Annotated in this window: 24 protein-coding genes, 1 tRNA gene and 4 pseudogenes; 18 read left to right on the top strand and 11 right to left on the bottom strand. The window is 59.6% G+C overall.

The genetic code is table 11. The features are described 5' to 3' along the window. The first annotated feature begins 2 nt into the window (after nucleotides 1-2). Nucleotides 3-530 carry a Sec-independent protein translocase protein TatB gene (gene tatB, locus WS70_RS02205; protein ID WP_059472240.1) on the top strand — a complete coding sequence of 176 codons (528 nt, stop codon included), beginning with the start codon at nucleotides 3-5 and terminating at the stop codon, nucleotides 528-530. Nucleotides 531-568: 38 nt separating this feature from the next. Next, a complete protein-coding gene (tatC, locus tag WS70_RS02210; protein ID WP_059472241.1) occupies nucleotides 569-1351 on the top strand; it encodes a twin-arginine translocase subunit TatC in 783 nt (260 codons plus the stop codon). Nucleotides 1352-1675: 324 nt separating this feature from the next. On the opposite strand, the gene WS70_RS02215 is transcribed toward tatC, so the two are convergent. Then, nucleotides 1676-2884: a Do family serine endopeptidase gene (locus tag WS70_RS02215; protein ID WP_059472242.1), complete on the bottom strand. Its 1209-nt coding sequence runs from the start codon at nucleotides 2882-2884 to the stop codon at nucleotides 1676-1678. Between the two features lie 21 nt (nucleotides 2885-2905). On the opposite strand from WS70_RS02215, the gene WS70_RS02220 reads away from it, so the two are divergent. From WS70_RS02220 to WS70_RS02255, 8 genes are all read left to right on the top strand, one after another. After that, entirely contained in the window at nucleotides 2906-3652 is a 747-nt protein-coding gene (locus tag WS70_RS02220; protein WP_059472243.1) for a Nif3-like dinuclear metal center hexameric protein, read from the top strand. Between the two features lie 219 nt (nucleotides 3653-3871). After that, entirely contained in the window at nucleotides 3872-4492 is a 621-nt protein-coding gene (petA, locus tag WS70_RS02225; RefSeq protein WP_059598039.1) for a ubiquinol-cytochrome c reductase iron-sulfur subunit, read from the top strand. After that, a complete protein-coding gene (locus WS70_RS02230) occupies nucleotides 4493-5875 on the top strand; it encodes a cytochrome b (protein WP_059472245.1) in 1383 nt (460 codons plus the stop codon). It abuts the gene before it with no gap. 21 nt (nucleotides 5876-5896) lie between these two features. Next, nucleotides 5897-6655 (top strand): cytochrome c1, encoded by a 759-nt coding sequence (locus tag WS70_RS02235; protein WP_059472246.1) that lies wholly within the window; start codon nucleotides 5897-5899, stop codon nucleotides 6653-6655. An 88-nt stretch (nucleotides 6656-6743) separates the two neighbouring features. Next, entirely contained in the window at nucleotides 6744-7355 is a 612-nt protein-coding gene (locus WS70_RS02240) for a glutathione S-transferase N-terminal domain-containing protein (protein ID WP_010106845.1), read from the top strand. Between the two features lie 69 nt (nucleotides 7356-7424). After that, nucleotides 7425-7949 carry a ClpXP protease specificity-enhancing factor gene (locus WS70_RS02245; RefSeq protein WP_059472260.1) on the top strand — a complete coding sequence of 175 codons (525 nt, stop codon included), beginning with the start codon at nucleotides 7425-7427 and terminating at the stop codon, nucleotides 7947-7949. A 20-nt stretch (nucleotides 7950-7969) separates the two neighbouring features. Then, a tRNA-Thr gene (locus WS70_RS02250) sits at nucleotides 7970-8045 on the top strand. A gap of 96 nt (nucleotides 8046-8141) precedes the next feature. Next, nucleotides 8142-9023, top strand: coding sequence for a hypothetical protein (locus WS70_RS02255; protein ID WP_203235995.1), 882 nt, complete (start codon nucleotides 8142-8144; stop codon nucleotides 9021-9023). A gap of 13 nt (nucleotides 9024-9036) precedes the next feature. Here WS70_RS02255 and WS70_RS02260 read toward each other — a convergent pair whose 3' ends face one another. Then, entirely contained in the window at nucleotides 9037-9873 is an 837-nt protein-coding gene (locus WS70_RS02260; RefSeq protein ID WP_082722386.1) for a DNA methyltransferase, read from the bottom strand. 414 nt (nucleotides 9874-10287) lie between these two features. Here WS70_RS02260 and WS70_RS02275 point away from each other — a divergent pair. Beyond that, nucleotides 10288-10785, top strand: a pseudogene (locus WS70_RS02275) (tyrosine-type recombinase/integrase); the annotation flags it as partial. A gap of 194 nt (nucleotides 10786-10979) precedes the next feature. Here the strand turns inward: WS70_RS02275 and WS70_RS02280 are convergent. From WS70_RS02280 to WS70_RS02290, 3 genes and pseudogenes are all read right to left on the bottom strand, one after another. Further along, nucleotides 10980-11246, bottom strand: a complete 267-nt coding sequence (locus WS70_RS02280) for a DUF4224 domain-containing protein (protein ID WP_203235997.1) — start codon at nucleotides 11244-11246, stop codon at nucleotides 10980-10982. A gap of 116 nt (nucleotides 11247-11362) precedes the next feature. Continuing rightward, nucleotides 11363-11707: a hypothetical protein gene (locus WS70_RS32660; protein WP_082722387.1), complete on the bottom strand. Its 345-nt coding sequence runs from the start codon at nucleotides 11705-11707 to the stop codon at nucleotides 11363-11365. 218 nt (nucleotides 11708-11925) lie between these two features. After that, nucleotides 11926-12363: pseudogene (locus tag WS70_RS02290) on the bottom strand (toprim domain-containing protein); the annotation flags it as partial. On the opposite strand from WS70_RS02290, the pseudogene WS70_RS02295 reads away from it, so the two are divergent. Further along, a pseudogene (locus WS70_RS02295) lies at nucleotides 12362-12607 on the top strand (DNA methyltransferase); the annotation flags it as partial. The pseudogenes WS70_RS02290 and WS70_RS02295 overlap by 2 nt on opposite strands. A 366-nt stretch (nucleotides 12608-12973) precedes the next feature. Then, nucleotides 12974-13564, top strand: coding sequence for a thiaminase II/PqqC family protein (locus tag WS70_RS02300; RefSeq protein WP_108033887.1), 591 nt, complete (start codon nucleotides 12974-12976; stop codon nucleotides 13562-13564). A gap of 103 nt (nucleotides 13565-13667) precedes the next feature. On the opposite strand, the gene WS70_RS02305 is transcribed toward WS70_RS02300, so the two are convergent. The 4 genes and pseudogenes from WS70_RS02305 to WS70_RS32670 all read right to left on the bottom strand — a co-directional run. Next, on the bottom strand, nucleotides 13668-14135 hold the full coding sequence (locus WS70_RS02305) for a phage virion morphogenesis protein (protein ID WP_082722422.1): 468 nt from the start codon (nucleotides 14133-14135) through the stop codon (nucleotides 13668-13670). After that, nucleotides 14132-14548, bottom strand: a complete 417-nt coding sequence (locus WS70_RS02310) for a phage tail protein (RefSeq protein WP_059472116.1) — start codon at nucleotides 14546-14548, stop codon at nucleotides 14132-14134. Before WS70_RS02310 ends, WS70_RS02305 begins: the two co-directional genes overlap by 4 nt. After that, nucleotides 14541-14816, bottom strand: coding sequence for an Rz1-like lysis system protein LysC (lysC, locus tag WS70_RS32665; RefSeq protein WP_226382801.1), 276 nt, complete (start codon nucleotides 14814-14816; stop codon nucleotides 14541-14543). Before lysC ends, WS70_RS02310 begins: the two co-directional genes overlap by 8 nt. Continuing rightward, nucleotides 14737-15081, bottom strand: a pseudogene (locus WS70_RS32670) (hypothetical protein); the annotation flags it as partial. The pseudogene WS70_RS32670 and the gene lysC, both read right to left, overlap by 80 nt. Before the next feature lie 319 nt (nucleotides 15082-15400). Between WS70_RS32670 and WS70_RS02325 the strand changes: the two are divergent. The 5 genes from WS70_RS02325 to WS70_RS02345 all read left to right on the top strand — a co-directional run bounded on the left by WS70_RS02325 (nucleotide 15401) and on the right by WS70_RS02345 (nucleotide 25153). Then, a complete protein-coding gene (locus tag WS70_RS02325) occupies nucleotides 15401-17803 on the top strand; it encodes an N-6 DNA methylase (protein ID WP_059598340.1) in 2403 nt (800 codons plus the stop codon). Beyond that, on the top strand, nucleotides 17800-19050 hold the full coding sequence (locus tag WS70_RS02330; protein WP_059598339.1) for a restriction endonuclease subunit S: 1251 nt from the start codon (nucleotides 17800-17802) through the stop codon (nucleotides 19048-19050). Before WS70_RS02325 ends, WS70_RS02330 begins: the two co-directional genes overlap by 4 nt. 9 nt (nucleotides 19051-19059) lie before the next feature. Further along, nucleotides 19060-22146 (top strand): type I restriction endonuclease subunit R, encoded by a 3087-nt coding sequence (locus tag WS70_RS02335; RefSeq protein WP_059473094.1) that lies wholly within the window; start codon nucleotides 19060-19062, stop codon nucleotides 22144-22146. An 8-nt stretch (nucleotides 22147-22154) separates the two neighbouring features. Beyond that, nucleotides 22155-22871 (top strand): M48 family metallopeptidase, encoded by a 717-nt coding sequence (locus WS70_RS02340; protein WP_418230147.1) that lies wholly within the window; start codon nucleotides 22155-22157, stop codon nucleotides 22869-22871. Nucleotides 22872-23188: 317 nt separating this feature from the next. Next, nucleotides 23189-25153: an ATP-binding protein gene (locus WS70_RS02345; protein ID WP_082722425.1), complete on the top strand. Its 1965-nt coding sequence runs from the start codon at nucleotides 23189-23191 to the stop codon at nucleotides 25151-25153. Nucleotides 25154-25371: 218 nt separating this feature from the next. Here the strand turns inward: WS70_RS02345 and WS70_RS02355 are convergent, their stop codons facing one another. Both WS70_RS02355 and WS70_RS02360 read right to left on the bottom strand, forming a co-directional pair. Continuing rightward, the gene (locus WS70_RS02355) at nucleotides 25372-25872 is read right to left on the bottom strand and encodes a TIGR04141 family sporadically distributed protein (protein ID WP_059473096.1); all 501 of its coding nucleotides are present in this window, start codon (nucleotides 25870-25872) and stop codon (nucleotides 25372-25374) included. Further along, nucleotides 25833-26486 carry a tyrosine-type recombinase/integrase gene (locus WS70_RS02360; protein WP_226382802.1) on the bottom strand — a complete coding sequence of 218 codons (654 nt, stop codon included), beginning with the start codon at nucleotides 26484-26486 and terminating at the stop codon, nucleotides 25833-25835. The genes WS70_RS02355 and WS70_RS02360 overlap by 40 nt, the downstream gene beginning before the upstream one ends. Between the last annotated feature and the right edge of the window lie 42 nt (nucleotides 26487-26528).

Below are 26528 nucleotides of genomic sequence, written 5' to 3' on the forward strand. Positions count from 1 at the left end.
CGATGCTCGATCTCGGTCTTTCAAAGATGGCGCTGATCGGCGTCGTCGCGCTCGTCGTGCTCGGCCCCGAGCGGCTGCCGCGCGTCGCGCGGACGGCGGGCGCGCTCTTCGGGCGCGCGCAGCGCTACATCAACGACGTGAAGGCGGAAGTCTCGCGCGAGATCGAGCTCGATGCGCTGCGCACGATGAAGACCGATTTCGAGCAGGCGGCGCGCAACGTCGAGAACACGATCCACGACAACCTGCGCGAGCACGAACGCGATCTCAACGCCGCGTGGAACTCGACGGTGTCGTCGGGCGATCCGGCGGCCGTCGACGCGTCGGACGGTTCGGCTGCGCCGTTCGGCGAGCCGTCGTGGCGCAGCGTCGTCGCCGCGTCGGCGAAGCGCCGCAACTGGCGGGTGAGGAAGACGGCGACGCCCGTCTGGTACAAGCGCGCAACGATGCGCCGCACGCAGGTGCAGTCGGGCGCCGCGCGCGTCGCGCGGCACCAGCCGGCGAGCCTGCGCCGTCCCGCGCGTTTCTTCTGAGCGATGAATCGCGCTTGTCATTTCAACCGAGGGCCGGTGTGAGCGACCCCCAGCACAATCCGGACGAAGGTCCGGAAGAGACCTTCATCTCCCATCTCGTCGAACTGCGTGACCGCATCATCCGGGCGGGCGTGGCGGTGATCGTCGTGTTTCTCGGGCTCGTCTACTGGGCGCCCGATATCTTCCGGCTGCTCGCGCGGCCGCTGATGCAGAACCTGCCGAAGGGCGGCAAGATGATCGTGACCGACGTCACCGGCTCGTTCTTCGTGCCGATGAAGGTGACGATGCTCGTCGCACTCGTGATTGCGCTGCCGATCGTGCTGTACCAGATCTGGGCGTTCGTTGCGCCGGGGCTCTATCAGCACGAGAAGAAGCTTGTCTTGCCGCTCGTCAGCAGCAGCTATGTGCTGTTCCTGTGCGGGATGGCGTTTGCGTACTTCGTCGTGTTCCCGACGATCTTCCGCGTGATGGCGCACTACAACGCGCCGCTCGGCGCCGAGATGTCGACCGATATCGACAATTACCTGAGCTTCGTGCTCGGCATGTTCGTTGCGTTCGGGGTGACGTTCGAGGTGCCGGTCGTCGTCGTGCTGCTCGTGCGGATGGGCGTGCTGACTGTGCAGAAGCTCAAGGAGATCCGGCCGTACGTGATCGTCGGCGCGTTCGTCGTCGCGGCCGTCGTGACGCCGCCCGACGTGTTCTCGCAGCTGATGCTCGCGCTGCCGCTCGTGCTGTTGTACGAGGCGGGGATCATCGCGGCGCGGCTCTTCGTCAAGCCGCCGCCGAAAGAAGAAGACCAAGGCAAAACCGCGGCGAGCTGAGCGGGCGGTGGGCCGGGCTTGCCGGCGCGTAGCTGGGTTGGTTGTAAAGGCCACTAAAAGGCCATCGACCGCCCGGTGGACCATTCGAGCGGCGGCCTGCGCGGATTTTGCTCAGAGCCGCTTCGCGTCGGGCGGTCGGTTCGATCAGACGCGGCAGAAGCAAGAAACAAAAAAGCAACCTATCTTTGAATCGCCCCCAGGAAGTTGGACACCGATCCAACCTTTGAGGGGCAGTTCACTTGGGTTGCTTTTTTTGTTTGCCGTCACGCCGGAAGGCGGCGAAGCGTGCGTCGCGGGCGTTGTCTCGGCCGTCCCGACGCCTGCTTACTCCTCCTCGTCGCTATTCTGCTCGTCGAGCGCCTGCTTCGGCGGCGGCGGCCGCTTGCCGATCACGACCGTCACGTCGAGCTCCTTGCCCTTGCGCACGACGTGCACCTTGGTCGGCGTGCCCGGCTTGATCTGCGCGACGACGTTCAGGAGCTTTGTCGTATCGGTGATTTCCTCGCCGTCGACCGATACGAGGATGTCGCCCGGCTTGATCCCCGCCTTGTCGGCCGGGCCGCCCTGCAGCACGCCCGCAACGATCGCGCCCGATTTTTGCGCGAGGCTGAACGACTCGGCGATCTCGGGCGTCACGTCCTGCGGCTCGACGCCGATCCAGCCGCGCGTGACGGCGCCCGTCGTGATGATGCTCTCGAGCACGTTGCGCGCGGTCGAGACGGGGATCGCGAAGCCGATCCCGAGCGAGCCGCCCGAGCGCGAGTAGATCGCCGTGTTGATGCCGAGCAGGTTGCCGTTCACGTCGACGAGCGCGCCGCCCGAGTTACCCGGGTTGATCGGCGCGTCGGTCTGGATGAAGTTCTCGAACGTGTTAATGCCGAGATGGTTGCGCCCGAGCGCGCTGATGATCCCCATCGTGACCGTCTGGCCGACGCCGAACGGATTGCCGATCGCGAGCACGACGTCGCCGACGCGCGCCTGGTCCGACCGGCCGAGCGTGATCGTCGGCAGGTTCGACATGTTGATCTTGAGCACCGCGAGATCGGTCTCGGGATCGCTGCCGATCACCTTCGCGGTCGCGGTGCGGCCGTCGGCGAGCGCGACTTCGATCTGGTCCGCGCCGTCGACGACGTGCTGGTTCGTTAGAATGTAACCCTCCGAGCTTACGATGACGCCCGACCCCAGATTGGCCGCGGGCTCATCCTGCTGCCGCCGCGCGTTGCGATCGCCGAAGAAATAGCGAAAGAGCGGATCCTTCGCACGCGGATCGGGCGGCAGCGAACCGTCCTTGCTGGAGAATACGTTGACGACCGCGGGCATCGCCTTCTGCGCGGCGTCCGCATACGAGGATTGAGCGGGCGCGCCGCCGACGCCGGGCGCGACTTCCCGCAGCGCGACGATCGGCGCCGCGAGCTGTTTGCCGAGTTGTCCTTGCCGTTGGAGCCATTGCGGCTTGAGCGTCGCCACGATGAACATCAGTGCGAGCAGCACCGTCACCGCTTGGGCGAAGAACAGCCAGAAGCGTCTAAGCATTTGAAGATATTAGAGGTTTATATGGATCGGATCGAACTTGAATTGTACTTGAACAATACCCTCGAAATTGAGCGGTTCAAGGACTACAGCCCGAACGGCCTCCAGGTGGAGGGCCGTCGCAAGATTGAAAGAATCGCCACCGGCGTGACGGCTTCGCTCGCGTTTCTCGACCGCGCACTCGAATGGGGCGCTGACGCGGTACTCGTCCATCATGGCTACTTCTGGCGCAATGAGGCGCCGCAAATCACGGGCCGCAAGTACCAGCGCCTGAAGCGCCTGCTCGCGAACGACCTGAACCTGTTCGCGTTTCACCTGCCGCTCGACGCGCACCCCGAGTTCGGCAACAACGCGCAGCTCGGCGAACGCCTCGGCCTGATCGGCGACGCCCGTTTCGGCGACCAAGACCTCGGCTGGCTCGCGACGCTGCCGATGCCCGTCACGCTCGAGCACTTCACCGCGAAGGTCGAGAATACGCTAGGCCGCACGCCGCTCGTGCTCGGCGATGCGGACCAGCAGCTCCGCCGCGTCGCATGGTGCACGGGCGGCGCGCAAAGTTATTTCGACGCGGCAATCGACGCGGGCGCCGACGTGTTCCTGACGGGCGAAGTGTCCGAGTACGTGACGCACGCGTCGGCCGAGAGCGGCGTCGCGTTCGTTGCGGCGGGGCACCATGCGACCGAGCGCTTCGGCATCCAGGCGCTCGGCCAGCATTTATCGGAACGATTTGATCTCGAGCATATTTTTATCGACATTCATAACCCGGTTTAACTGCGTGAATTGTCGCACCGCATCCAAAGAAAACACGATGCGGTGCGCATTCCGTCGATTATCGGTCCGGAAATTTCGATAGCCCGGGGAAACCCTTGATTAATAATGGCTTCGGAAGGTATTTAACGTCCGGGTCTTGTAAATGCCGACTCCATTCGAGCAAACTAGCGGCGGTGTGAAATGTCGTGACGGAAATCCAACTCGTAATTGGGGCGTGTAATGCGAGACAAAGAAGAGGAACGCGTCGACAGCGGCCGCCGGACATGGCTGATTGCGACATCCGTAGCAGGTGGCGTAGGAGGCGTCGCCACCGTCGTACCTTTCGCGGCGTCGTTGGCGCCGTCTGCCAGGGCCAAGGCGGCGGGCGCGCCCGTCGAGGTCGATATCAGCGCGCTCAAGCCGGGCGAAATGCTCACGGTCGCCTGGCGCGGCAAGCCGGTCTGGGTGCTGAACCGCACCGATGCGATGCTCGCCGACGTCGTCAAGGCCGACAAGGAAGTCGCCGATCCGCAGTCGAAATCCCCGTACTCGATGCCGTTGCCCGCGTATTGCGCGAACGAGTACCGGTCGAGAGCCGACCGCAAGAACATTCTCGTCGTGATGGCGGTGTGCACGCACCTCGGCTGCACGCCGAGCCCGCGCTTCACGCCGGGGCCGCAGCCGAACCTGCCCGACGACTGGCCGGGCGGCTTCCTGTGCCCGTGCCACGGCTCGACTTACGACCTCGCCGGACGGGTCTTCAAGAACAAGCCGGCGCCGCAGAATCTGGACGTCCCGCCTTACATGTTCACGTCGGCCACGATGCTCGTGATCGGCAAGGACGAGAAAGGAGAAGCGTAAATGGCGACCGATAACAAAGAGATCTCCACAACCGGCTTGCTCGGCTGGGTCGACCGGCGCTTTCCCCTGACTTCCACCTGGAAGCAGCATCTTTCCGAGTACTACGCGCCGAAGAACTTCAACGTCTGGTATTTCTTCGGGTCGCTTGCGCTACTCGTGCTCGTCAACCAGATCGTCACGGGCATCTTCCTGACGATGAACTACAAGCCCGACTCGACGCTCGCGTTCGCGTCGGTCGAGTACATCATGCGCGAGGTGCCGTGGGGCTGGCTGATTCGCTACATGCACTCGACGGGCGCGTCGATGTTCTTCGTCGTCGTCTACCTGCACATGTTCCGCGGCCTGCTGTACGGCTCATACCGCAAGCCGCGCGAGCTCGTGTGGATCTTCGGCTGCGCGATCTTCCTGTGCCTGATGGCCGAGGCGTTCTTCGGCTACCTGCTGCCATGGGGGCAGATGTCGTTCTGGGGCGCGCAGGTGATCGTGAACCTGTTCTCGGCGATTCCGTTCATCGGTCCGGACCTGTCGCTGTGGATTCGCGGCGACTACGTCGTGTCCGACGTCACGCTGAACCGCTTCTTCGCGTTTCACGTGATCGCGATTCCGCTCGTTCTGCTCGGGCTCGTCGTCGCGCACCTGATCGCGCTGCACGAAGTGGGGTCGAACAACCCGGACGGCATCGAGATCAAGGAGAAGAAGGACGAGAAGGGCGTGCCGCTCGACGGCATTCCGTTCCACCCGTACTACTCGGTGCACGATTTCTTCGGCGTTTGCGTGTTCCTGATGGTGTTCGCGGCGATCCTGTTCTTCATGCCGGAGATGGGCGGCTACTTCCTCGAGGCAAACAACTTCATCCCGGCGAATCCGCTGCAGACGCCGCCCGAGATCGCGCCCGTCTGGTACTTCACCGCGTTCTACGCGATGCTTCGCGCGACGACCGACCCGTTCAAGATCGTGCTGATGATCGTGCTCGTGGCGTCCGGCCTCTTGGCGCTCGTGCGCGCGCGCGGCAAGTGGAAGATCGCGCTGCCCGCGCTCGCCGCGGCGCTCGTCGTCTTCATGTACTTCACGGAGTCGAAGTTCTGGGGCGTCGTCGTGATGGGCGCGGCCGTCGTCACGCTGTTCTTCCTGCCGTGGCTCGACCGCAGCCCGGTGAAGTCGATCCGCTACCGGCCGTTTTTCCACAAGGTGTTCTTCGGGATCTTCGTCGCCGTGTTCCTGACGCTCGCGTTCCTCGGCACGCGGCCGCCTTCGCCTGCCGCGACGCTGATCGCGCAGGTATGCGCGCTCGTGTATTTCGCGTTCTTCCTCGGCATGCCGTTCTGGACGCCGCTTGGCAAATTCAAGCAGCCGCCCGAACGCGTGCGGTTCAAATCCCACTGACGTGAGCGAGGAGGAATAAGTATGAAGAAATTGCTTTCGACGCTCGCAATGTTTATTGTGTCGGCATGTCTGCTGACGAGCGTATCCGTGCGGGCCGAGGAGGGCGAATTTCCGCTCGACCGTGCGCCCGACAACACGGAGAATCTCGTCTCTTTGCAGCATGGCGCGCAGTTGTTTGTAAACTATTGCCTGAATTGCCATAGTGCGAACCTGATGCGCTACAACCGGCTGACGGATCTCGGTATCTCACAGAAGGAGATCGAGGCGAATCTCCTGTTCACGACCGACAAGGTCGGCAACACGATGAGTGTCGCGATGCGGCCGGAAGACGCGAAGACCTGGCTCGGTGCCGCACCGCCGGATCTGTCCGTCGAAGCGCGCGCCCGCAGCCGTGATTGGCTCTACACGTATCTGCGCACGTTCTACCGCGACGATACGCGGCCGACGGGCTGGAACAACGCCGTGTTCCCGAACGTCGGCATGCCTCACGTGCTGTGGCAGCTTCAAGGGGAGCGCATTGCAAAATTCGAGGAAAAGAAGGACGAGGAAACGGGCGAGAAGGTGAACAAGCTCGTCGGATTCCAGCAGGTGACGCCCGGGACGCTTTCGCCGGTGGATTATGATGCTGCCGTCGGCGACCTGGTCGCGTACCTGAGCTGGATGTCCGAACCGGCGCAACAGACCCGCAAACGCCTCGGCGTGTGGGTGCTGCTGTTCCTCGGTGTCCTGACCTTCTTCGCCTGGCGGCTCAACGCCGCCTACTGGAAAGATATCAAGTAATCACGCCGTGACTGGCGTGGGGTCAGCGCAAGGAAGAGTAGGGTGGTTTTCCGCGCGCTGGCCCTCGGCTTTTTGAGGAAACGCAAACATGATGGTTCTGTATTCCGGCACGACTTGTCCGTTCTCCCAGCGTTGCCGGCTGGTGTTGTTCGAAAAGGGCATGGATTTCGAGATCCGCGACGTCGATCTGTTCAACAAGCCGGAAGACATCGCGGTGATGAATCCGTACGGACAGGTGCCGATTCTCGTCGAACGCGATCTGATCCTGTACGAATCGAACATCATCAACGAGTACATCGACGAGCGCTTCCCGCATCCGCAACTGATGCCGGCCGACCCGGTGCAGCGCGCGCGCGCGCGCCTGTTCCTGCTCAACTTCGAGAAGGAGCTGTTCGTGCACGTGAGCACGCTCGAAAACGAGAAGGGCAAGGCGGCGGAGAAGAGCCACGAGAAGGCGCGCCTCGCGATCCGCGATCGCCTGACACAGCTCGCGCCGATCTTCCTGAAGAACAAGTACATGCTCGGTGAAGAGTTCTCGATGCTCGACGTCGCGATCGCGCCGCTGTTGTGGCGTCTCGACCACTACGGGATCGATCTGTCGAAGAACGCCGCGCCGCTGATGAAGTATGCAGAGCGGATCTTCAGCCGTCCTGCCTATATCGAAGCGCTGACGCCGTCCGAAAAGGTTATGCGTCGTTAAGCTGTATGTGACTGGGGAGCGGATGCGGCGGCGCGACGTCGCCGCATCCGCTTCTGTTCGAGGATGGCGATGCAAGAGATTTCCACGAAGCCGTATCTGCTGCGCGCGCTGTACGAGTGGTGCACGGATAACGGATATACGCCGCACATTGCGGTGCGGGTCGACAAGTCGACGCGCGTGCCGCGGCAGTTCGTGCGCGACGGCGAGATCGTGTTGAACATCAGCTTCGAGGCGACGAGCCAGTTGCAGATGGGCAACGAATGGATCGAGTTCACTGCGCGGTTCTCGGGCAAGGCGCACAAGATCGAGGTGCCGATTGCGAATGTGCTCGCGATCTACGCGCGCGAGAACGGTCAGGGGATGGCGTTTCAGGTCGACGTCGTCGCGGAGGCTGGCGACGATGGCGGCGGCGAGGCGCTTGCCGCTGCGGACGATGGCGACGACGTCGGTGGGCAGGCCGCAGTGACCGATGGCGCGCGGGGCGCAGCGGACGCGGCGCCGGAATCCGGCGATCGCGCGGACGAACCGCCGAAGTCCGATGGCGACGGCGATCGCGCGAAAGGCGGCCGGCCTCGCCTCAAGATTGTGAAATGAGGTAGAATGTTCGGCTCAACGCCGGCTTAGCTCATCTGGTAGAGCAGTTGATTTGTAATCATCAGGTGGCGGGTTCGAGTCCTGCAGCCGGCACCAAATCCCATGCGGGTTCCAGAAATGGGGCCCGCATTTTTTTGTTCTACAAAAAAGCGCTTGTTCTACAAAACGGGCGCGCAAAGGGGCCGACGGGGCATGGTAACGAGACATCGAGATCCAATCTTCGCGACGTATGAAGCCATGCGGCGTCAGGCTCGCAATGGCTACCTTACAGCCGCAACCGGGGACGCCGTCGCGGCGACATACCACGCTGCGCTTGATGTCCTCAGTCGATACCAGCGGGTTCAAGTGACTTCAAGGGTTGCTGGAAAGCAATACGACGCCTTCGAAAGCGACGAAAAGCTCAGCCGACCCATCAATCGCGCACTGTATGACCCGCGCCCCGAGAGGTGGACGGAACTGCGGGCTGCATTGGACGATGCTGAAAATACGCCCCTTCCGGCCGCCGAAGAGATCACGAAGACCCTCTATTCGATGGCCATCTCCTTCTGTGCGGCCATCGATCTTCTAAAGAGGGGCGACCAAAAGACCCCTGGAACGTACTTCGAATATTTTGTGGCGTTCTTCTTCGCTTGGCGAGTTCGTACCGAGCCTCAAAACCGTATCCAGGTACTCAACATCGACGACGAGAACACCGAGTTGCCGACGGACTATCTTTTCAATTTGGGGCGAGGCCAGCGCAAGTTCCACATGCCTATCAAAACCTCCACGCGTGAACGGGCAATCATGCTATGGGCTCACCAGCGACTGCTTGACGGGGTCTACGGGACTGAACGATTCATGGGCACGCCGGTGCTTCTCGCTGAAACGAAAATGGACAGCGAGCGACGTGAAGTGACTGAGATATGCACACCGGAGCAATGGCGTCTGTATCAGATGTACATAGCTCGACTGCAACGAATTTATTATCTTGACATGCCGACAGCCTACGGCGCATTGGCGAACCAGTTCCCGCCATTACACGTGCGGCCCTTCGGCCAATTCTTTCACGAGTGGAACAACTTGGCACCGGTTTAACCGGTGCCTCGGATTATTTGCGAGCCCTCTTTTTTGCTTTGGGCTTGCGATAGACCATAAAGTAAGAATGATTTTTGCGCGCGTGGTATTGCTTCGTCTTTAGCCTTGAAACTCCCGGGCGTCCAGTCTGGACCACGACGAACAAGTCTTCCGTAACAAAACCACGTTTCTCAAGCTCGATCGTGATCTCCACGTGTGTCAGGCGTTGGCGATTCGTGCATACCTCGTCCTGACATTTAACGATATAGATACCGTCCGGCTTAAGAACTCTCATGGCTTCGCGGGCAGAGCGGAAGTAGAGATCAAGCACCGCCTCGTGATATTTCGGTGGCTTGCCGTTTGTCTCTTCCCAAATCTGCTGAACTACATCGTGGTCCTGTTCGGCGTTGTTTGCGTAATAGTTCTCAAAATTTTGATGACCGTTATGCGCGGTCCCGCCGGGCGTATGCATATACGGCGGATCAAAAACCACGGCGTCCATTGACTCATCGCCATAAGGTAGTTTTCTGCTATCAATGCCACCACGAACAAATTCTGGGATCCCCGTTTTCTTTAGGTCCGAAAAATAAATTTCGTATTCCTCAAGGTCAACATTTTTCCAAAAAACGCCTCTCCCGTATGTCACATCGGCAATAACCGACCCCGGAGCAACATAGAGTTCGAGGACGTTCGGAAATACAGCGTCATTCGAATCAACGTAGGCAGAGTGCACCAAATCATTGGTAGCAACGCCGGTATTGACCCGATCGGTTTTCTTGCTCTTTTTCGCTGCTGGCTTTAGAGCAGCTTCAACATCGATAACATCCGAATGGCGCAGCTCAAAATTAGCCACGTCGAGGCTTGATGACATTATGAATTCGTCAGTAAAAGGTGCGAGGAACGCTATGTTTCGGAACTTACTGGTTCGCGGGCTCATGTGCCGTGATCTCCGCAACGAACTTCCAAAGGTGTTCAGGCATAGCTCTGTGTCCCTTTGATTCTGTTGGTAGAAGCCAGTTATCCAATGCACGGCGTTTAGCTCCAATACGCGTAGCGAACTGGTTGCGCGTCATTTGCAACGCTTCCATCGCACCGCGAAGAAAGTCTTGTTGGGAACACGGGGCATCCATAGCAAAGGCGCGAGCCATAGCTGATATATACTCGTTGAGTATATCGCTTAAGAGTTTACTTGAGAAGTCATTTGGTCGGGTTGACGGCAACACCGCGTTTCCGAACGTAGTGCTCTGTCATGGCTTGGCTTCCGTGCCCCAACAATGCCTGTGCGCCGCTCATAGGCAAGCGGCCGGTAGCGGAAATCGATGCGCCCGAAGTCCTCACGGTCCTCAAGCGGATCGACAGTCGCGGTGCTCGTTTCACAGCCCACAAGATTCGCGGCGAGATCAGTCGCGCATTCCGCTACGGAATCAAGGAAGGCTATTGTAAGCTTGATCCGGCTCGTGATCTGGTCAATGCCATTCCACCGGCGCAGACGACGCATTTTGCTTCGATCACGGAGCCGGCGAAGGTCGGCGCCATGCTTCGGGCGTTCGATGGCTTTTCCGGCACGTTTCCCGTCCTCTGCGCGCTCAAGCTCGCACCGATGCTGTTCACTCGACCCGGAGAGCTGCGCAAGGCCGAGTGGGCTCAATTCGATCTTGACAAGGGTGAGTGGCGGTACCTTGTGACGAAGACCTCGACTGAGCATCTGGTTCCGCTCGCGACCCAGGCCGTTCAGATCTTGCGAGAGCTCCACGCACTGACCGGTCACGGTCGCTATGTCTTCCGTACGGTGAGCGGTGTCGCGAGTGACAGAATGATGAAACTCGCGCTTCGTGTACGTTCTGGTCTTGCCCGCAAGCACTGTCGTGCCGGTCAATCTGGAGCGCTTCTGTCTATCGTGGCAACGCTTGGTTCCGTCTGCGTTCGTGCGCGACCGAAAGCGCGGGATCGCTCCAGCGGTTTGTGCTCTGCGACCCATCACACAGCGCCAAGGTTGAGCGATGCGGGCGAGGTGAGCTGTAGCGAGCGCGTGTGCTTCGATTCGATGATGCCCATTTGTTTGTCGTGGTAGGCGCGTGCGACCAACACGCGTCCGTGCACGTCAACGACGTGCGGCCAACCCTGTTGAGCAAGCCACAGGATTTGGCGCGCGCGTTGCGGCGTGCCGGTCAATTCACGCAGTTCTTGGCGGCCGAGATATGCGCCTGCGCCGCGCTGCGGACCGCGGCGTGGATATTCTTGCATGGTGATATTCAACGCGTAAGGGGGGAACACGCAGAACAACTAGTGGACTCGTGGTTTTCGCCAAAATCTCTCATAACTCTTTGATTTTTAAGGTGTGTGTGCGCTATCAATTGCCATCATTCAGGCATGGCAACACCGACAAACTCATGGCCTAAAAAATAGGCAGCGTCTGTTACTGATGGCAAAACGCGCTCAACTCGTGGCAGTCCGTTTCGACCTATGCCTTGCCCTTCCTCGCTTTCTTTCTCTTTCTTTTTCAATGAAATAGAGAGAGAAGAGAGAAGGACGGCGGCGGCCAGCGCAAAAACCGGACTCATGGCAAAAGCGGCTCGACTAGTGGCAAATCGAGGGAGACTCGCGGCGGCACTCGCTTCAAGAATCAATGATTTACGAGCGGACACCGTCGAAATCCACGATTCGCGTGCGCTGCCTGCCCGGTCGCTGTGGAAAAATCCACCCACGCGGCCCCGCTTCCTCTCGGCTCGCGCTGTTGCCCGGCCGTTTCGACTCGCGGGGGGAACGGGGGGAAGTGAACCAAGCGGCGGCCGCGGGTTGGCGTGCGCCGACTGCTGCGCGCATCGGCGCACGCAGCGGAAACCCGATTTCAGGGCCGCTACGCGGCCGGAATGAACGAGGGAAGGGGCACGGCCGCACGGCGGCCGCGATGGCTGAGAGCGGGTCATGCGTGCCCCCGTTCGAGTGCATCGGTCGCCAGGTCATCGCGGATCGACACGTGCAGGCCGAACACGGCCAGGCGCTCGAGCGAAACCGGCGTGAGGTAGGGCACGCGGCGGGTGTAAATGCGGCGCTCGACTTCCTTCTCGCCGACCACGACGCCGGCGTGCTTGAGCTGCGCCTTGAACACGCGGTCGGACTTCACGGGCAGGCCGTTCCATTTGTCGCGCAGCGCGCTCGTGTGCGCGAGGTGGTCCATCACGTGGCCCGTGCGCAGCAACAGGCAGAACTCGCCGTCGACCGTATCGAAGGTGTACGGGTGTTTGTAGTTGCCGCCGTCGATCTCCGACAGCACCGTTTCCATGATCCAGACCCACGGCTCGCGATCGGCGCTCGTCTCGGCGACGTGGCCGTTCATTTCCGCGATCAGGTCATGCGGAAAGCCGCTCGACATAGCGCGCGAGGTCGTGCGGCTCGTGCCGGCCGGCGGCGTCGTGTGCGACCTGTTTGCGGGTTCGGGTACGTTTCTCGCCGCGGCGCGCGAGGCAGGCTTGCACTGGATAGGATGCGAGACGAACGCGACGTATCACGTGATCGCGTCGGCCCGGCTCGACGCTACGACGGATGACTCAGGGGTTCAGGCAGCGCAGCAGTTAAATGAAACGATTCGGCGGACTATTGAATGATGTGATTCAATCTCAATCTAAATGGCGGCGGCAAAATATTAATTCCCATCTCCTATAATAACGTCGGCGCCTTAGAGTCGTTAATGCGCTGGACGGGCTCATTACTATCGGGATAATTAAAAATGTAAATTTTCAGCTACGGGGCGAGCTCTATTTAATCAGTTTCGATGCGAAATTTAATTAATTATTTCGCTAAAAAATAATGTATCACGATAAAAGAGAAGGCGCATGATGATGAAGCCACTCGTGACGAGGACGCCGCGGCGTATCCAACTAGACCATCCATCGCTGGCGAAGTTAGACGTTTCCACATCGCCACCGCCAGCCAACTCGATTACTTCTCGACTCTGGGAAGCATGCTATAGCTTGGCACAAGATGCCCTTAACTCGCCTTACATTCAAGGCATTGCTAACGGTACCTTGCCTCCCTGCAATTACGGGCAATACACAGTGCAAGACGCAGCATACTGCGTTCGGGCAGAGCAAGATTATCGTCTGGTTGAGGCGCGCGCGAAAGAACATCATGAAGACATGCTGGCAGCTTTTGCGCAGGCTCGCTATGAAGGTTATCTGTCTTACACCGGTTCCATCATGAAGTCGTGGCACATCAAAGACATCCTAGCGATTAATCCGAACGATGCAGTAAAAGCTTATGTTGCCCATGAACACTATGTAGCCGAATTCATGGAGCCGATCTATGGCGTCGTCGCAATGATCCCCTGTGATCATCTCTGGTCATGGCTTGCGGAGACGCTTTCGCCGGATAACGTCCCGAACAACCTTTACGACTTTTGGATAAGCGATAACCAAGGTTGGAGTGGCACCTATCGCCTAGAAAATTTTGTCAACAGTTGGTTTGCAGCGCATCCTAAGCAATATGAATGGGAGTCGGCCTTGAAAGCCTACAGGGGGAGCATGCTTGGCGAGGTTGGCGACTTTCGCGTAGCCCTGGAATGATTGTCCAGTTCCATTACATACAGCCGAGGGCCGCATACGATGCCGATCGAATGTGGCCTCTTGCGCGATCGCATCGACGCGGTCCAACGCCGCGGTGAACGGTTCAGCGGTTCAGGTGGCGTAGTAGCCGATCGCGCACGAGCTCGCGATCGGCGTCGGCGAAGCCGAGCACGACGCGGACCGGATACTGCGCGAGCGGGCCGCCCGGCTCGACGGGCGCTTTCTTGCCCTCCTGGTGGACACGTGCGATGCGCGACAGCCGTTCGTCGAAGCCGATCGCCAGGCCCGCGTCGTCAACGTCGATTCGCAGATAGCGCGCCGCGCGCAGCTTCCGAAACATCGCTTCGCGCTTGATGCGGCCGGCCTTCTCGCGCAGGCGCTTGCCGCCGCGCTTTACCTTCCGCGGCGCGTACGCCGAGCCGTCCGGATTCCGCTGCGCGGCGACGCGCGACTGCTGCGCGCGGCGCAGATCGCGGCCGAGCTCGCGCAGCATTTGACGACGGGCGGCCGGCGATAGCTTCGCGAGCAGCGCGCCGGCCCATTTTTCGAGCGCTTGAAGATCGTTCTTCATGCGAGCCACTCGTCGGCCGCGTCGTCGATGTGCTCGACCGTCCGGTTGCCGTCGTCGTCCGTTCCGACCACGACGCTTTCCGACAGCTTCACCTTGAGCCCGAGGTCGACCGCGTTGTTCGACAGAACGTCCGCGACAAACGTGATGCCGTCGCGGCGCGCGTCCCGGTTCGTCACGAGGTCCGGCTGATTCGCGCGCGCCCACTCGACGACGGCGATCATTACGTCGTCCGCGCTGCCGATGAAGTCGCGAATGATGATCTCGCACTCGTATTCGTAGTCGAACGACGCCGTGCGCGTGCCCGTCGCTTCGATCCGGCCTTCGTTGACGAACACGAGCAGTTGATCCGGCGACGCGTTGAGCTGCGGCAACGCGGCGACGAGCGCCGCACGCAGGCTGTTCGGCTTATTCATGGCCGTCCGCCCGCCACATGCGCGCCTGGCACGTCGCGATCATGTCGACTTCGGACGCGCAGCGCGCCCACGCCGCGCGCGCGACGTGCAGCGCGTCGCTCAGCTCACCGTTGGTTCGTGGCGCCATCGCCGGCATCGTGCAGCGCGTCACGCTCGCGCATTCGTTGAGCGTAATCGTCGGCGCCGGTGAGGGCGGGGCTTGCGTGCAGGCGCACAACGTCGTCAGGCAGAGCGCCAGCAGCCCAGGTGCGCACGGCGGCGTTTTCATCGATCAGTCTCCGCAGTTCGTTACGATAGGTCGCGAGCGTCGCGTCGACGCCGGCGCGCGCGCGGTCGAGCACCGCCGATGCGCCGTGCGACGTGGCGCGGTTCCGTTTGCACCGACTGGCACTTCGGACAGGAATTGCGCCCGTCCTCTGCGCGGGATGCAGTGTCGGCGCCAAAGCGCGGCGGCGTACCGGCCTGCGGGCGAGGGAGTTCGGGCAGCCAGGCGCCTTCGTCATCGTCGAACGGAAGGAAGGGCGGGCGGTCATGCATGTGCAGTAGCCTCCCGACGAATTTTTCCGGTGTACTGGCGCAGGCACACCGACGTAAGTACGCCAGCTGTAAATACGATCACGTAGGCGATCAGGTAGTCGAAGGGTGAAGGATAAGCGGGCATCACGGCTCCACGGGGAGATTCGCCCGCGCGGGATCGCGCGGGCGGAGCGGGCAGGCTGCTGCCGTGCTCGGAGAGGTGATATATGTCCAATGCGGTTTTCAATCGCTGCCGTGCTGGCATGCCTTAAAATTCAGGGCAAACCGGCACCTGAGTTGTCGTGCAGGTACCGACCCACGTTCCAACACAAGCCTATGGCAATCAAGAAATCCGACCTGTACTCGTCCCTCTGGGAGTCTTGCGATCTGTTGCGCGGAGGGATGGACGCGAGCCAGTACAAGGACTACGTGCTGGTCCTGCTGTTCATCAAGTACGTCAGTGATAAATACGCCGGCCAGCGCTATGCTCCGATCACGATCCCGGAAGGCGCCAGTTTCGCGGACATGGTGGCCCTGAAAGGCAAGCCGGACATTGGCGACCAGATCAACAAGAAAATCGTCGGGCCGCTGGCGGCAGCCAACAAGCTGTCCGACATGCCTGATTTCAACGATAGTGGCAAGCTCGGCACTGGCGCGGAGATGGTCAGACGTCTAACCGACCTGATCTCCGTGTTCGAGAACCCCGATCTGGATTTCTCGAAGAACCGCGCTGACGGTGATGACATTCTCGGGGACGCGTACGAATACCTGATGCGCCACTTCGCCACCGAAAGTGGCAAAAGCAAAGGCCAGTTCTATACGCCAGCCGAAGTCAGCCGCATCATGGCGCAGATCATCGGCATCAGCAGCACGCGAACGAGCAGCGAGACGACCGTGTACGATCCGACGTGCGGCTCGGGCTCACTGCTGCTGAAGGTCGGCGACGCCGCGCCCACGTCAGTCACACTGTACGGTCAGGAAAAGGATTCCGCGACCAGTGGCCTCGCGCGCATGAACATGATCCTGCACGACAATCCCACGGCGCTGATCGGCCAAGGTAATACACTGACCGATCCGAAGTTCAGGGATGGCGACAGGCTCAAGACGTTCGATTTCGTGGTTGCCAATCCGCCGTTCTCTGACAAGCGCTGGAGCACCGGCCTCGACCCGATCAACGACCCCTACGGTCGATTCGATACGTTCGGCGTGCCACCGGCCAAGCAAGGCGACTACGCTTACCTACTGCACATTGTCCGCAGCCTGAAATCCACCGGGAAGGGGGCGTGCATCCTGCCGCACGGCGTGCTGTTTCGCGGTAACGCGGAAGCCGAAATTCGCCGGAACCTCATCCGCTACGGATACATCAAGGGCATCATCGGCTTGCCGGCTAACCTGTTCTACGGCACGGGCATTCCGGCGTGCATCATCGTCGTCGACAAGGAAGACGCCCAGGCACGCAAGGGCATCTTCATGATCGATGCGAGCCAGGGCTTCATCAAGGACGGCCCGAAGAATCGCCTGCGCGAGCAGGACATCCACCGCATCGTGGACGTGTTCAACCGTCAGGATGAAAGCGATCCGCGCTATGCGCGCATGGTGAGCGTGGCCGAGATTGAGAAGAACGATTTCAACCTGAACCTGCCGCGCTATATCGACAGCAGCGTGGCCGAAGATATTCAGGACCTGAAGGGCCATCTGCATGGCGGCATTCCTGACGCCGACGTGGCTGCGCTCGATGACTATTGGGCGATCTGTCCGGCACTGAAAAAGACCCTGTTCAAGCGGAGAACGCCTGGCTATTACGATCTCGCAGTGGATAAGGCGGCGATCAAGTCGACGATTCTTCAGCATCCGCAGTTTGCGGCCTTCATCGATGAAATGGGGGCTCACTTCGAGCAATGGCGCGCCCGCACTGCGCACACGCTGAAAGCACTGGAACCCGGATTCCATCCGAAGCAGTTGATCGTGGAGCTGGCCGATGGACTGCTGAGCCACTACGAAGGCAAGCCGTTGATCGACGCCTACGACGTGTACCAGCACCTGATGGATTATTGGGCGGAAACGATGCAGGACGATGCCTACCTGCTGGCGAGCGACGGCTGGGTGGCCAAGACCTATCGCATCATCGAGACCGACAAAAAGGGTAAGGAAAAGGACAGGGGCTGGACGTGCGACCTGCTGCCGAAGTCTCTCATCGTGGCGCGATATTTTGCAGCCGAGCAGAAGGCCATCGACGAAACCACCGCCTGCCTGGAGGTGGCCAGTAGCGCGCTTGCCGAGCTGGAAGAAGAGCATAGCGGTGAGGATCAGGCGTTTGCCGGATATGAAAAGATCAATGCGGTGGCGGTGAAGGAGCGCATAAGGGAGATCGGCGACGATGCCGATGCGGCGGACGAACTGGCCGTGCTGAAGCAGTGGCAGGCGCTGGCCGACAAGGAAGCGAAGCTGAAGAAAGCGCTGCGTGAGCTGGAAGCTGAGCTGGATGCCAAGGCGTACGCGCAGTATCCGAAACTCACGGTGCCCGAAATCAAGTCGCTGGTGGTCGATGACAAGTGGCTGGCTGCGCTGTATGCCACGGTCTCAGCTGAGGTCGAGCGTGTGTCGCAGTCCCTGACCCAGCGCGTGCGTGAGCTGGCATTGCGTTATGAAAGTCCGTTGCCTGGGCTGCTGGATGATGTCGCTGCGCTGTCGGAAAAGGTAAACGGCCACCTGCTGCGGATGGGGGTGACGTGGAGATGAAGCCGGAGTACAAGCAGACCGAGGTGGGCGATATTCCTGACGATTGGATAGTCACCCGTATTGGGGACATCGCAACCGTAAAGGACGGGACTCATCAAACGCCCAGATACGTGCCCGTCGGCATTCCGTTCTACAGCGTTGAGCATGTCACAAGCGGAAATTTTGACGATACAAAATTCATTACAGTTGATGAGCATAAGTTCTTGACGCGCTCTTTCCGTATGGAGAGGGGGGATGTCTTGATGACGCGAATCGGTTCCATCGGTGATTGCAAGCTAATCAACTGGGACGTTGATGCAAGCTTTTATGTCAGCCTAGCGCTTTTGAAGATTCACGGCGCCTCGTCTGCCTACTTCGAGCAATACTCAAAGACACACTCTTTTAAGAGAGAGGTCGAGCTTCACTCTTTGGCGTCGGCGATTCCGCGGAAAATTAATCTGGGGCCTATTTCAGACGTAAAAGTCGTCCTACCGCCTCCAGCGGAACAATCCGCCATCGCCTCAGCCCTGAGCGACGTCGATGCCTTGCGCTCCAGCCTGGACGCCCTGATCGCCAAGAAGCATGACATCAAGCAGGCGGCCATGCAGCAACTGCTCACAGGCAAGACGCGGTTGCCGGGGTTTGAGGGGGAGTGGACGGTGACACGGCTAGGTGATCATGCGACGCTTATTCGGAACGGCGTGTATAGTCGCGCGGAATTATCCATCGATGGCAGCGTCAAGTATTTGCACTATGGCGATATCCATACTTCCGGGGCTGTTTATCTAAATCCATCTAAGGCAATCATGCCGTTCCTTGATGCGGACAAAGCTGTTCGCCTTGGACGGCTGGTTAGTGGTGACCTTGTTTTCGTCGATGCTACCGAAGACTTGGCAGGTGTTGGCAAGTCGGTGGAGATTGTCGGTGCGGAAGGGACAGAAGTAGTCGCGGGACTGCACACCATCGCTGTGCGTTTCGACAAAAGAATTCTTGCTGATGGATTTAAGGCATACCTTCAATTCATTCCGGCATTCGGCGCGCATCTGCGCAGTTTGGCTGCTGGGACGAAGGTGCTTTCCACGAACCGTAGTCACATAGCGAGTGCTGAGATCGCGTTACCGTTCATTGCTGAGCAAGCTGCGATCGCCGAAGTGCTCTCCGACATGGACGCCGAACTGGCCACGCTGGAAGCGCGACGCGACAAGACCCGTCTGCTGAAGCAGGGCATGATGCAGGAACTGCTCACGGGCAAGACAAGACTGGTATAGGGGATCCACATGACCGATGAGATCGGTAAGTCAGAAAAAGCCACGCAGAACCGCGTCATCAAGCTGTTCACCGGGCAGTTGAAGTACGACTATCTGGACGACTGGACCGATCGCGTCGACAACAGCAATGTCGAAGAAGCATTGCTGACTGCATATCTGACCAATGCCGGTTATCGCCCTGCCCAGATCAGTCAGGCCATCTATCGGCTCAAGACCGAAGCCAACCACCCGCAGCGCGACCTAAACGCCAACAACGAAGCCGTCTATCAACTTCTTCGCTACGGCATTCCCGTCAAGGTCGAAGGCGACAAGGTCGCACAGACTGTGTGGCTCATCAACTGGTCGCAGCCAACGCGCAATCATTTCGCGATTGCCGAGGAAGTCACCCTGAAGGGCGGATACGAGCGTCGCCCGGACATCGTGCTCTATGTGAACGGGATCGCCGTCGGTGTGCTGGAACTGAAAAACAGCCGTGTCAGCATCGGCAATGGCATCCGGCAGAACCTGTCCAACCAGAAGCCCGAGTTCAATGCATGGTTCTTTAGTACCGTGCAGTTCGTCTTCGCTGGCAATGATTCCGAAGGGCTGCAATACGGCACGACCGGCACGCCGGAAAAATTCTTCCTCCAGTGGAAAGAAGACGAGGCGGATAACAGCGGTTACAAGCTCGACAAGTATCTGCTCGGGATGTGCAGCAAGGCCCGGCTCATCGAGCTGATGCACGACTTCGTCCTGTTCGATGGCGGCGTCAAGAAGCTACCGCGCGTGCACCAGTATTTCGGTATCAAGGCCGCGCAGGAACACGTGCGCAGACGCCAGGGCGGGATCATCTGGCATACCCAGGGCGCGGGCAAGAGCATCCTGATGGTGCTGCTGGCTCGATGGGTTCTGGAAAACAATCCTCACGCCCGTGTCGTCGTCATTACTGATCGCGATGAACTCGATAAGCAGATCAAGCGCGTGTTCGAGGACAGTGGAGAGACGATTCACCGCACCAGCAGCGGCCGTGACCTGATGACGCGGTTAGGTCAGCCGACACCGCGCCTGCTGTGCTCGCTCGTGCACAAGTTCGGTGCGGGTAAGGGACTCGGTGATGGCGACTTCGATGCCTTCATCAAGGAACTCGAGTCACAGCCCGGCAGTGCCGCGGGTGATCTTTTCGTGTTCGTCGATGAATGCCACCGCACGCAAGGCGGGCGTCTGAACCGTGTGATGAAGGCGATGATGCCATCGGCCGTATTCATCGGTTTCACTGGCACACCGCTGCTCAAGCGCGACGCCGCGACCAGCCTCGAGGTGTTCGGCAGCTACATTCATACCTACAAGTTCAGCGAGGCAGTGGAAGATGGGGTCGTACTTGATCTCGTCTACGAGGCGCGCGACATTGATCAGCAGCTCGGCTCCCAGGACAAGATCGACAAATGGTTCGAATCGAGGACCAAGCCGCTGAACGACTGGCAGAAAAACGAACTGAAAAAGCAGTGGGGCACGATGCAGCAGGTGCTCAGTTCGCGCGCCCGCATGGATCGCGTGGTCGAGGACATCATCTTCGATTTCAGCATCAAGCCCCGACTCTCCAGCGAACGCGGCAATGCCATGCTGGTGGCTTCCAGCATCTACGAGGCATGCAAGTATTTCACACTATTCCAGAAGACACCGTTCAAGGGCAAGTGCGCGGTCGTCACGTCGTACAACCCGCTGGCCAAGGACGTGACGCTGGAAGAAACCGGCGCGAATACCGAGACCGACAAACAGTTCATCTACAACACCTACACCGAACTGCTGAAGGACGTCCAGCCGAAGGCGGGCATGTCGAAGACCGAGACGTATGAGGAGCAGGCCAAGGCCCGGTTCATCAACGAGCCGGCCGGCATGAAGCTGCTGATCGTCGTGGACAAGCTGCTGACCGGGTTCGATTCACCGCCCTGCACGTATCTGTATATCGACAAGTCCATGCAGGATCATGGACTGTTCCAGGCCATCTGCCGTACGAACCGGCTGGATACCGCTGACAAGGATTTCGGCTACATCGTCGATTACAAGGACCTGTTCAAGAAGGTCGAAAACGCCATCGCGGTATATGCGTCTGAGCTGGACCACAGTGCAGGTGGTGCAGATCCCGAAATCCTGCTCGAGAGCAGGGTCCAGAAGGGTAAGGAGCGTCTGGATGCGGCGCTGGAAGCGCTGGCGCTGCTGGTGGAGAAGGTTGAGCCGCCCAAGGGCGAGCTGGAACACATCCATTATTTTTGCGGCAATACCGAGATTGGCGACGACCTCAAGGCCCGCGAGCCGCTGCGTGTCGCCTTCTACACAGGCGTGGTCGGCTTGCTCCGTGCCTATGCGCTCATTGCTGATGAACTGGATGAGGCAGGCTACAGCGCTTTGCAACAAGTCATCATCCGCCAGGACCTGGACCAGTATGTGAAGCTGCGCGAGTTGATTCGCCTGGCGAGCGGCGAGACGCTTGATCTCAAGCCGTACGAAGCCGACATGCGCCACCTGATCGACACGTACATCGCGGCCAGCGAACCGCGCAAGATTTCCGAGTTTGAGAACGTCGGTTTGCTCGACCTGATCGTGAAGACCGGCATCGCCGATGCGATCGCGAAGAAACTGGGCAGTATGAAGGACCGGCAGTCGGTCGCCGAGGCCATCGAGAACAATGTGCGCAGCAAGATCGTCAAGGATCACCTGACCGATCCGGCATATTTCGCGAAGATGTCGGCGTTGCTCGATGAGATCATCAAAAAGCGCAAAGAAAAAGCCATCGAGTACGAGGAATACCTGAAACAGATGGCCGACCTCGCGGCCCGGGTGCACGCAGGCAAGTCGGACGATACGCCTATTGCGCTCGATACGGGGGGCAAGCGCGCGTTGTTCAATAACCTCATAATTGCCAATCGCCGCACGCCGGAGCAGGCGCTGGTGTTGTCGCTCGAACTCGATGCGGCCGTGAAGCGCGTGCGCCCAGATGGCTGGCGTGGTGTGCTGCCGCGCGAGAACATCATCAAGCAAGCGCTGTGGGAGATTCTGAAGGACGATTTGGAAGTCGAGGCTATTTTCCGGGTCATCGAAGCGCAGAAGCAGGAGTATTGATCGTGGAGTTGCGTAATAGCATCGACCTGGGCGATCTTCAGGTCGATGTGATCAGGAAGGAAATCAAGCATGTCCATCTGAGCGTGTATCCGCCAGACGGTCGTGTGCGGATTTCTGCGCCCCTGCACATGACGCCCGACATCATCCGCGTGTATGCGATCACCCGGCTGGACTGGATCAGGCGACAGCAGCGCAAACTGCTTTCGCAGGAAAGGGAGACGTCCCGTGAATATTTGGACCGGGAGAGTCACTACGTTTGGGGTAAGCGTTACCTGTTGCGCATCGTAGAGGCAGACTCGGCACCCGCCGTGCGGCTGAAGCATTCCACGCTCGAACTCAGCATACGCCCCGGCAGTGACGCGAGCCGTCGCTGCGAATTGCTTGACGCCTGGTACCGGGACCAGCTTCGTGCTGCCGTGCCCGCGTTGCTGAAAAAATGGGAGCCGCTTCTGGGCGTAAAAGCCCACCGCGTCCTCGTGCAGCACATGAAAACGCAGTGGGGAAGCTGCAATCCGGTGTCGGGCAACATCCGCCTGAATACGGACTTGGCTCGCAAGCCATCAGATTGTCTGGAATACATCCTCCTGCATGAACTGCTGCACCTGATCGAGCCGACCCATAACGCGCGGTTCCAGTCGTTGATGGATCGGTTCATGCCGCAGTGGCGGCAGATTCGCGACGAGGTGAACCGATTGCCAGTACGGCACGAGCACTGGGTGTATTAATGCGTGACGATTGCTGTCGCGACGCTGGATTCATTGCGGTCTGTCGATCCGAATCCAATGCGGCCAACTGAAGCCCTGGCCTGGAAGCTACAGCAACCTCACTCATCAAGTGGACGCCGATGGGCGACCGGAAGTCTACAGCCGGCGCGACGCCTCCATCGTTCTGGTGGTAACCCGTTCCCTCGTAGCGATTTCGATGGGATGGTAGAACCTGCCTACAATGACAACCGCGCGTAGCATTCCGATCGACCAATCGATTCAAGCTTGGTCTGCCGGACAACCCGCCCGACCTGATGCGCTCACCGAGGAATCCGCCGATGCCAGATATACCGTCCCAGGCTGCACTGTTTGAGGATGATTACCTGCTGCGCGAGTTGGGTCAGGTGGCACACGTCCCGCAGGTGGCGCTGACCGAACTCGTGGCGAATGCATGGGATGCAGGTGCAACGAAGGTGGATCTGATTTTGCCCGCAGCGATCGGTGAAACGTTGACCGTCACGGACAATGGTCATGGCATGACGCCCGCGCAGTTCAAGAAACGCTGGATGACGCTGCGCTATAACCGTGAGAAGCATCAGGGTCCGAATGTCGAGTTTCCGGCGGGGCGCACTGCACGCCCACGCCGGGCTTACGGACGCAACGGCGTCGGTCGGCATGGGCTGCTGTGTTTCGCAGACGAGTACGAAGTCCAAACTTGGCGCGACGGTGATCTGGCGAGTTTCATTGTCGGCACAGAATCAGGTCCCAGTCCTTTTGTGCTTCGTAGCGAAATCCCGGGCCGTCGAAAGGGTAGTGGTACGCGGCTGGCTGTACGGGTGACCCGTAAATTGCCTGACGCCGAGGAAATCCTGACGGTGCTGGCGGCACGTTTTGTCCATGATCCAGAGTTCGAAATCCGGGTCAATGGCGTGCAGCGTTCCTTCGCTGAGATCGAAGGTCGTGTAAGCGAGGAAACGCTTGATCTTGGTAATGACCACCGTGCCACGATCATTGTGATCGACTCGACGCGGCTCAATCATTCTTCGCTGCATCAGGGTATTGCATTCTGGGTGCAGCGACGGCTCGTGGGTACTCCATCATGGTCGGTGGGACAGGCGACATTCGATGGGCGTACCCGGTTTGCCCGCCGCTACAAGGTGATCGTCGATACGGAAGGGTACGAAGCAGACGTGGAGCAGGACTGGACCGCATTTCGATCCACCGACGCCGTACGCGAGTTATATCGCGCCACCGCCGAGCATATCGGCAAGGTCGCGCAGGGGCTCGCCGAAGAGATTGTTGATGCGACGTCGGAGGATGCACTGACGCAGAACCGGACTGAGCTGGCGGGGCTGGGGCAGGGGGCGCGGCTGGAGGTGGCCGAGTTCACGAAGGCAGTGGCGCAGGCGCATCCGACCGTATCGCCGGAATTCCTCGCCACAGCGGTCAAGGCAGTCATTCATCTTGAGAAGTCAAAGAGCGGTACGGCATTGCTGCAAAAACTTTCAACGTTGCAGGCGGATGACCTTGATGGTCTGGACCGGCTTCTGGCCGAATGGTCAGTCAAGGATGCCTTGCGCGTGCTTGATGAAATCGATAGCCGTATAGGCGTGATCGAAACCATCCAACGTCTGGCGAGCGATCCTGCCACCGATGAACTACACACACTGCATCCATTGATCCTGCGCTCGCGCTGGCTGTTCGGCCCGGAGTTTGAGTCGGAGGAATACTGTTCGAACGCCACGCTGAAGACAGTAGCCAGCGAGCTGTTCAAAGGCAGTCAGGCGCACTTTATCAACGATCGGAACCGTCCGGACATCGTGGTGCTGCCGGAACAGGCCACATGGCAGATGACGGGTATCGAGTGCTTTGACCCTGCCGACGCAACGATCACGCGAATGGAGCGGATTTTGGTCATTGAGTTGAAGAAAGGCGGCTTCCAGCTTACTCGCAAGGATATCAATCAGGCGGGCGGCTACGTGCAGGATATCTCGCAGTCGGGCGCCATGTCCGGCGCGCCCTACATCTGCGCATGGGTCGTCGGGCAGAAAATTGCGGCGGGAGTCGAGCGTGAGATGAAGTTCGGCAACCCGGAATATGGTCGCGTCCGGGCGGCCACGTTCGGTTCGCTGGTTGATACCGCCAATGCTCGTTTGTTGAAACTGCGTAACACACTGGCGACTCGCTATGAAGGCGTCGCAACCGATCAGTTGCTTAGCCGCGTACTGTCGCAGCCGGTACAGGAAAATATTGCGCTGACCTACAGCGGGCCGGCAACGGAACTAGAGTCGACGGATGGCTAACCACTATCCCAAACTCAACCCGGAGAAGGCGCTGATCTGGCCCATCGTCCACCGCGCCAATGTGCCGTGGACAGAAGCGGGAAGCTGAGCGGCTCTGACTGCATCCGTGAAAAGCTTCTTCCGCGAGTCCTTGTTCCAAGGTTTGCCGCACTCGGTCGAGAAGGTGGTTGCCGGAGCGTTGCCCGTTACCTGACGCCGTTGTCCGTATATGGCGCACGTCAAGCGGGTACGCCTCGCTGGCGGTTCTCGGCCTTCGGACGCTGGAGAGGGTCATCAAGCTTCATGCCGGCGGGGAGCTTCTCGTTAAGCTTGACCCGGAAGTCCTCGTGGCGCATGAAGGTCTCGGCGGACACGCTCCCCTGTGCGAAGAGGTGGCTGAGCGTGGCCGAGCTCCGGTAGAGCTTCACGTGGATGAGATCACGCCCGTCGCGCACGAGGTCGCAAAACTCGATCTTGTCGTAGCCGTTGCCGAACGAGATGTTTTTCTTGTCGAGCAGCTCGAATCCGGCGTTCTCCTTCACGACGCTCTCGTTGTATAGCCCCTCGTTGGCATGTTGATAAACGGGCATCTTCGCCGGCTCGGCGTCGAGCCGCTTGAAGTATGTGCCAATCTCATCGACGAACTTGCGGCTGACTTCATACCACAGGCCGTTGCGAAGTATCCGCCCGAGAATCCCCGTTATTGAGCGAACGTCGCTGATGGCCGACGATTCTCCCATTGCGATGACGGGAGGACGTTCATGCAGGAAACGGAGAAGTTGCCAGGGGATGCGGCGGATGTGAGTTCGCCTCCAGCGACAGGGCGGCGCAATCGAGGCACGCGGCCTTGGCGAGAGGTAATAGGCGAGTTTCGAGCAAGCGGGTTTCCCGACTCATCGACGATGAGCTTGGTCGAGTGCAATTTTAGCCCAGACTTCCGCGATGCGATGCGATTGATCGCCGAGGCAAGTTGACCGACGATCTCGATCCTGAGCTTTGCACGAGTTTTGTTCTGCCGAACCTCCAAAACGCCGTCCCTGATGTGGCGCTCGTCCAGCTTCAAAACGTCGGCCGGCCGCTGGCCCGTAAGATAGGCTAGGTCCATTGCCTCGCGTAGAGGCACGTCGGCCTTTTCCCACAGCTTCCGGTATGCGGCGTCATCAATATAGCCATCTCTTCCCGATTCCCTGTGCTTACGAACACCGACACAAGGATTTGAGCGGTCGGTAGCACCCCATTCCCTCGCCTTGTTGAAGATGTGCGAAAACAACGCGATCTCCCGGTTGGCAGCAACGGGTGACTCCTTTCGCCAGTCCAGATACTTCCGAATGTGAATCGGTTTGATCTCGTCCAAGCTATGCCGAATTGGCGCATGGGAGTTTGAAGACTATCCGGA

The sequence above is a fragment of the Burkholderia mayonis genome (assembly GCF_001523745.2).
In the GTDB taxonomy this organism is placed as follows: Bacteria; Pseudomonadota; Gammaproteobacteria; order Burkholderiales; family Burkholderiaceae; genus Burkholderia; species Burkholderia mayonis.

What these genes read in the sequence shown, in the direction of transcription:
- WS70_RS02335 (WP_059473094.1), top strand. Translation starts at nt 19,060, where the DNA reads ATGACCGATGAGATCGGTAAGTCAGAAAAAGCCACGCAGAACCGCGTC.
- WS70_RS02280 (WP_203235997.1), bottom strand. Translation starts at nt 11,246, where the DNA reads ATGCAAGAATATCCACGCCGCGGTCCGCAGCGCGGCGCAGGCGCATAT.
- WS70_RS02240 (WP_010106845.1), top strand. Translation starts at nt 6,744, where the DNA reads ATGATGGTTCTGTATTCCGGCACGACTTGTCCGTTCTCCCAGCGTTGC.
- WS70_RS02345 (WP_082722425.1), top strand. Translation starts at nt 23,189, where the DNA reads ATGCCAGATATACCGTCCCAGGCTGCACTGTTTGAGGATGATTACCTG.
- lysC (WP_226382801.1), bottom strand. Translation starts at nt 14,816, where the DNA reads ATGAAAACGCCGCCGTGCGCACCTGGGCTGCTGGCGCTCTGCCTGACG.
- WS70_RS02245 (WP_059472260.1), top strand. Translation starts at nt 7,425, where the DNA reads ATGCAAGAGATTTCCACGAAGCCGTATCTGCTGCGCGCGCTGTACGAG.
- WS70_RS02355 (WP_059473096.1), bottom strand. Translation starts at nt 25,872, where the DNA reads ATGGGAGAATCGTCGGCCATCAGCGACGTTCGCTCAATAACGGGGATT.
- petA (WP_059598039.1), top strand. Translation starts at nt 3,872, where the DNA reads ATGCGAGACAAAGAAGAGGAACGCGTCGACAGCGGCCGCCGGACATGG.
- tatB (WP_059472240.1), top strand. Translation starts at nt 3, where the DNA reads ATGCTCGATCTCGGTCTTTCAAAGATGGCGCTGATCGGCGTCGTCGCG.
- WS70_RS02325 (WP_059598340.1), top strand. Translation starts at nt 15,401, where the DNA reads ATGGCAATCAAGAAATCCGACCTGTACTCGTCCCTCTGGGAGTCTTGC.
- WS70_RS02330 (WP_059598339.1), top strand. Translation starts at nt 17,800, where the DNA reads ATGAAGCCGGAGTACAAGCAGACCGAGGTGGGCGATATTCCTGACGAT.
- WS70_RS02230 (WP_059472245.1), top strand. Translation starts at nt 4,493, where the DNA reads ATGGCGACCGATAACAAAGAGATCTCCACAACCGGCTTGCTCGGCTGG.
- WS70_RS02235 (WP_059472246.1), top strand. Translation starts at nt 5,897, where the DNA reads ATGAAGAAATTGCTTTCGACGCTCGCAATGTTTATTGTGTCGGCATGT.
- WS70_RS02305 (WP_082722422.1), bottom strand. Translation starts at nt 14,135, where the DNA reads ATGAAGAACGATCTTCAAGCGCTCGAAAAATGGGCCGGCGCGCTGCTC.
- WS70_RS02310 (WP_059472116.1), bottom strand. Translation starts at nt 14,548, where the DNA reads ATGAATAAGCCGAACAGCCTGCGTGCGGCGCTCGTCGCCGCGTTGCCG.
- WS70_RS02220 (WP_059472243.1), top strand. Translation starts at nt 2,906, where the DNA reads ATGGATCGGATCGAACTTGAATTGTACTTGAACAATACCCTCGAAATT.
- WS70_RS02260 (WP_082722386.1), bottom strand. Translation starts at nt 9,873, where the DNA reads ATGTCATCAAGCCTCGACGTGGCTAATTTTGAGCTGCGCCATTCGGAT.
- WS70_RS02255 (WP_203235995.1), top strand. Translation starts at nt 8,142, where the DNA reads ATGGTAACGAGACATCGAGATCCAATCTTCGCGACGTATGAAGCCATG.
- WS70_RS02215 (WP_059472242.1), bottom strand. Translation starts at nt 2,884, where the DNA reads ATGCTTAGACGCTTCTGGCTGTTCTTCGCCCAAGCGGTGACGGTGCTG.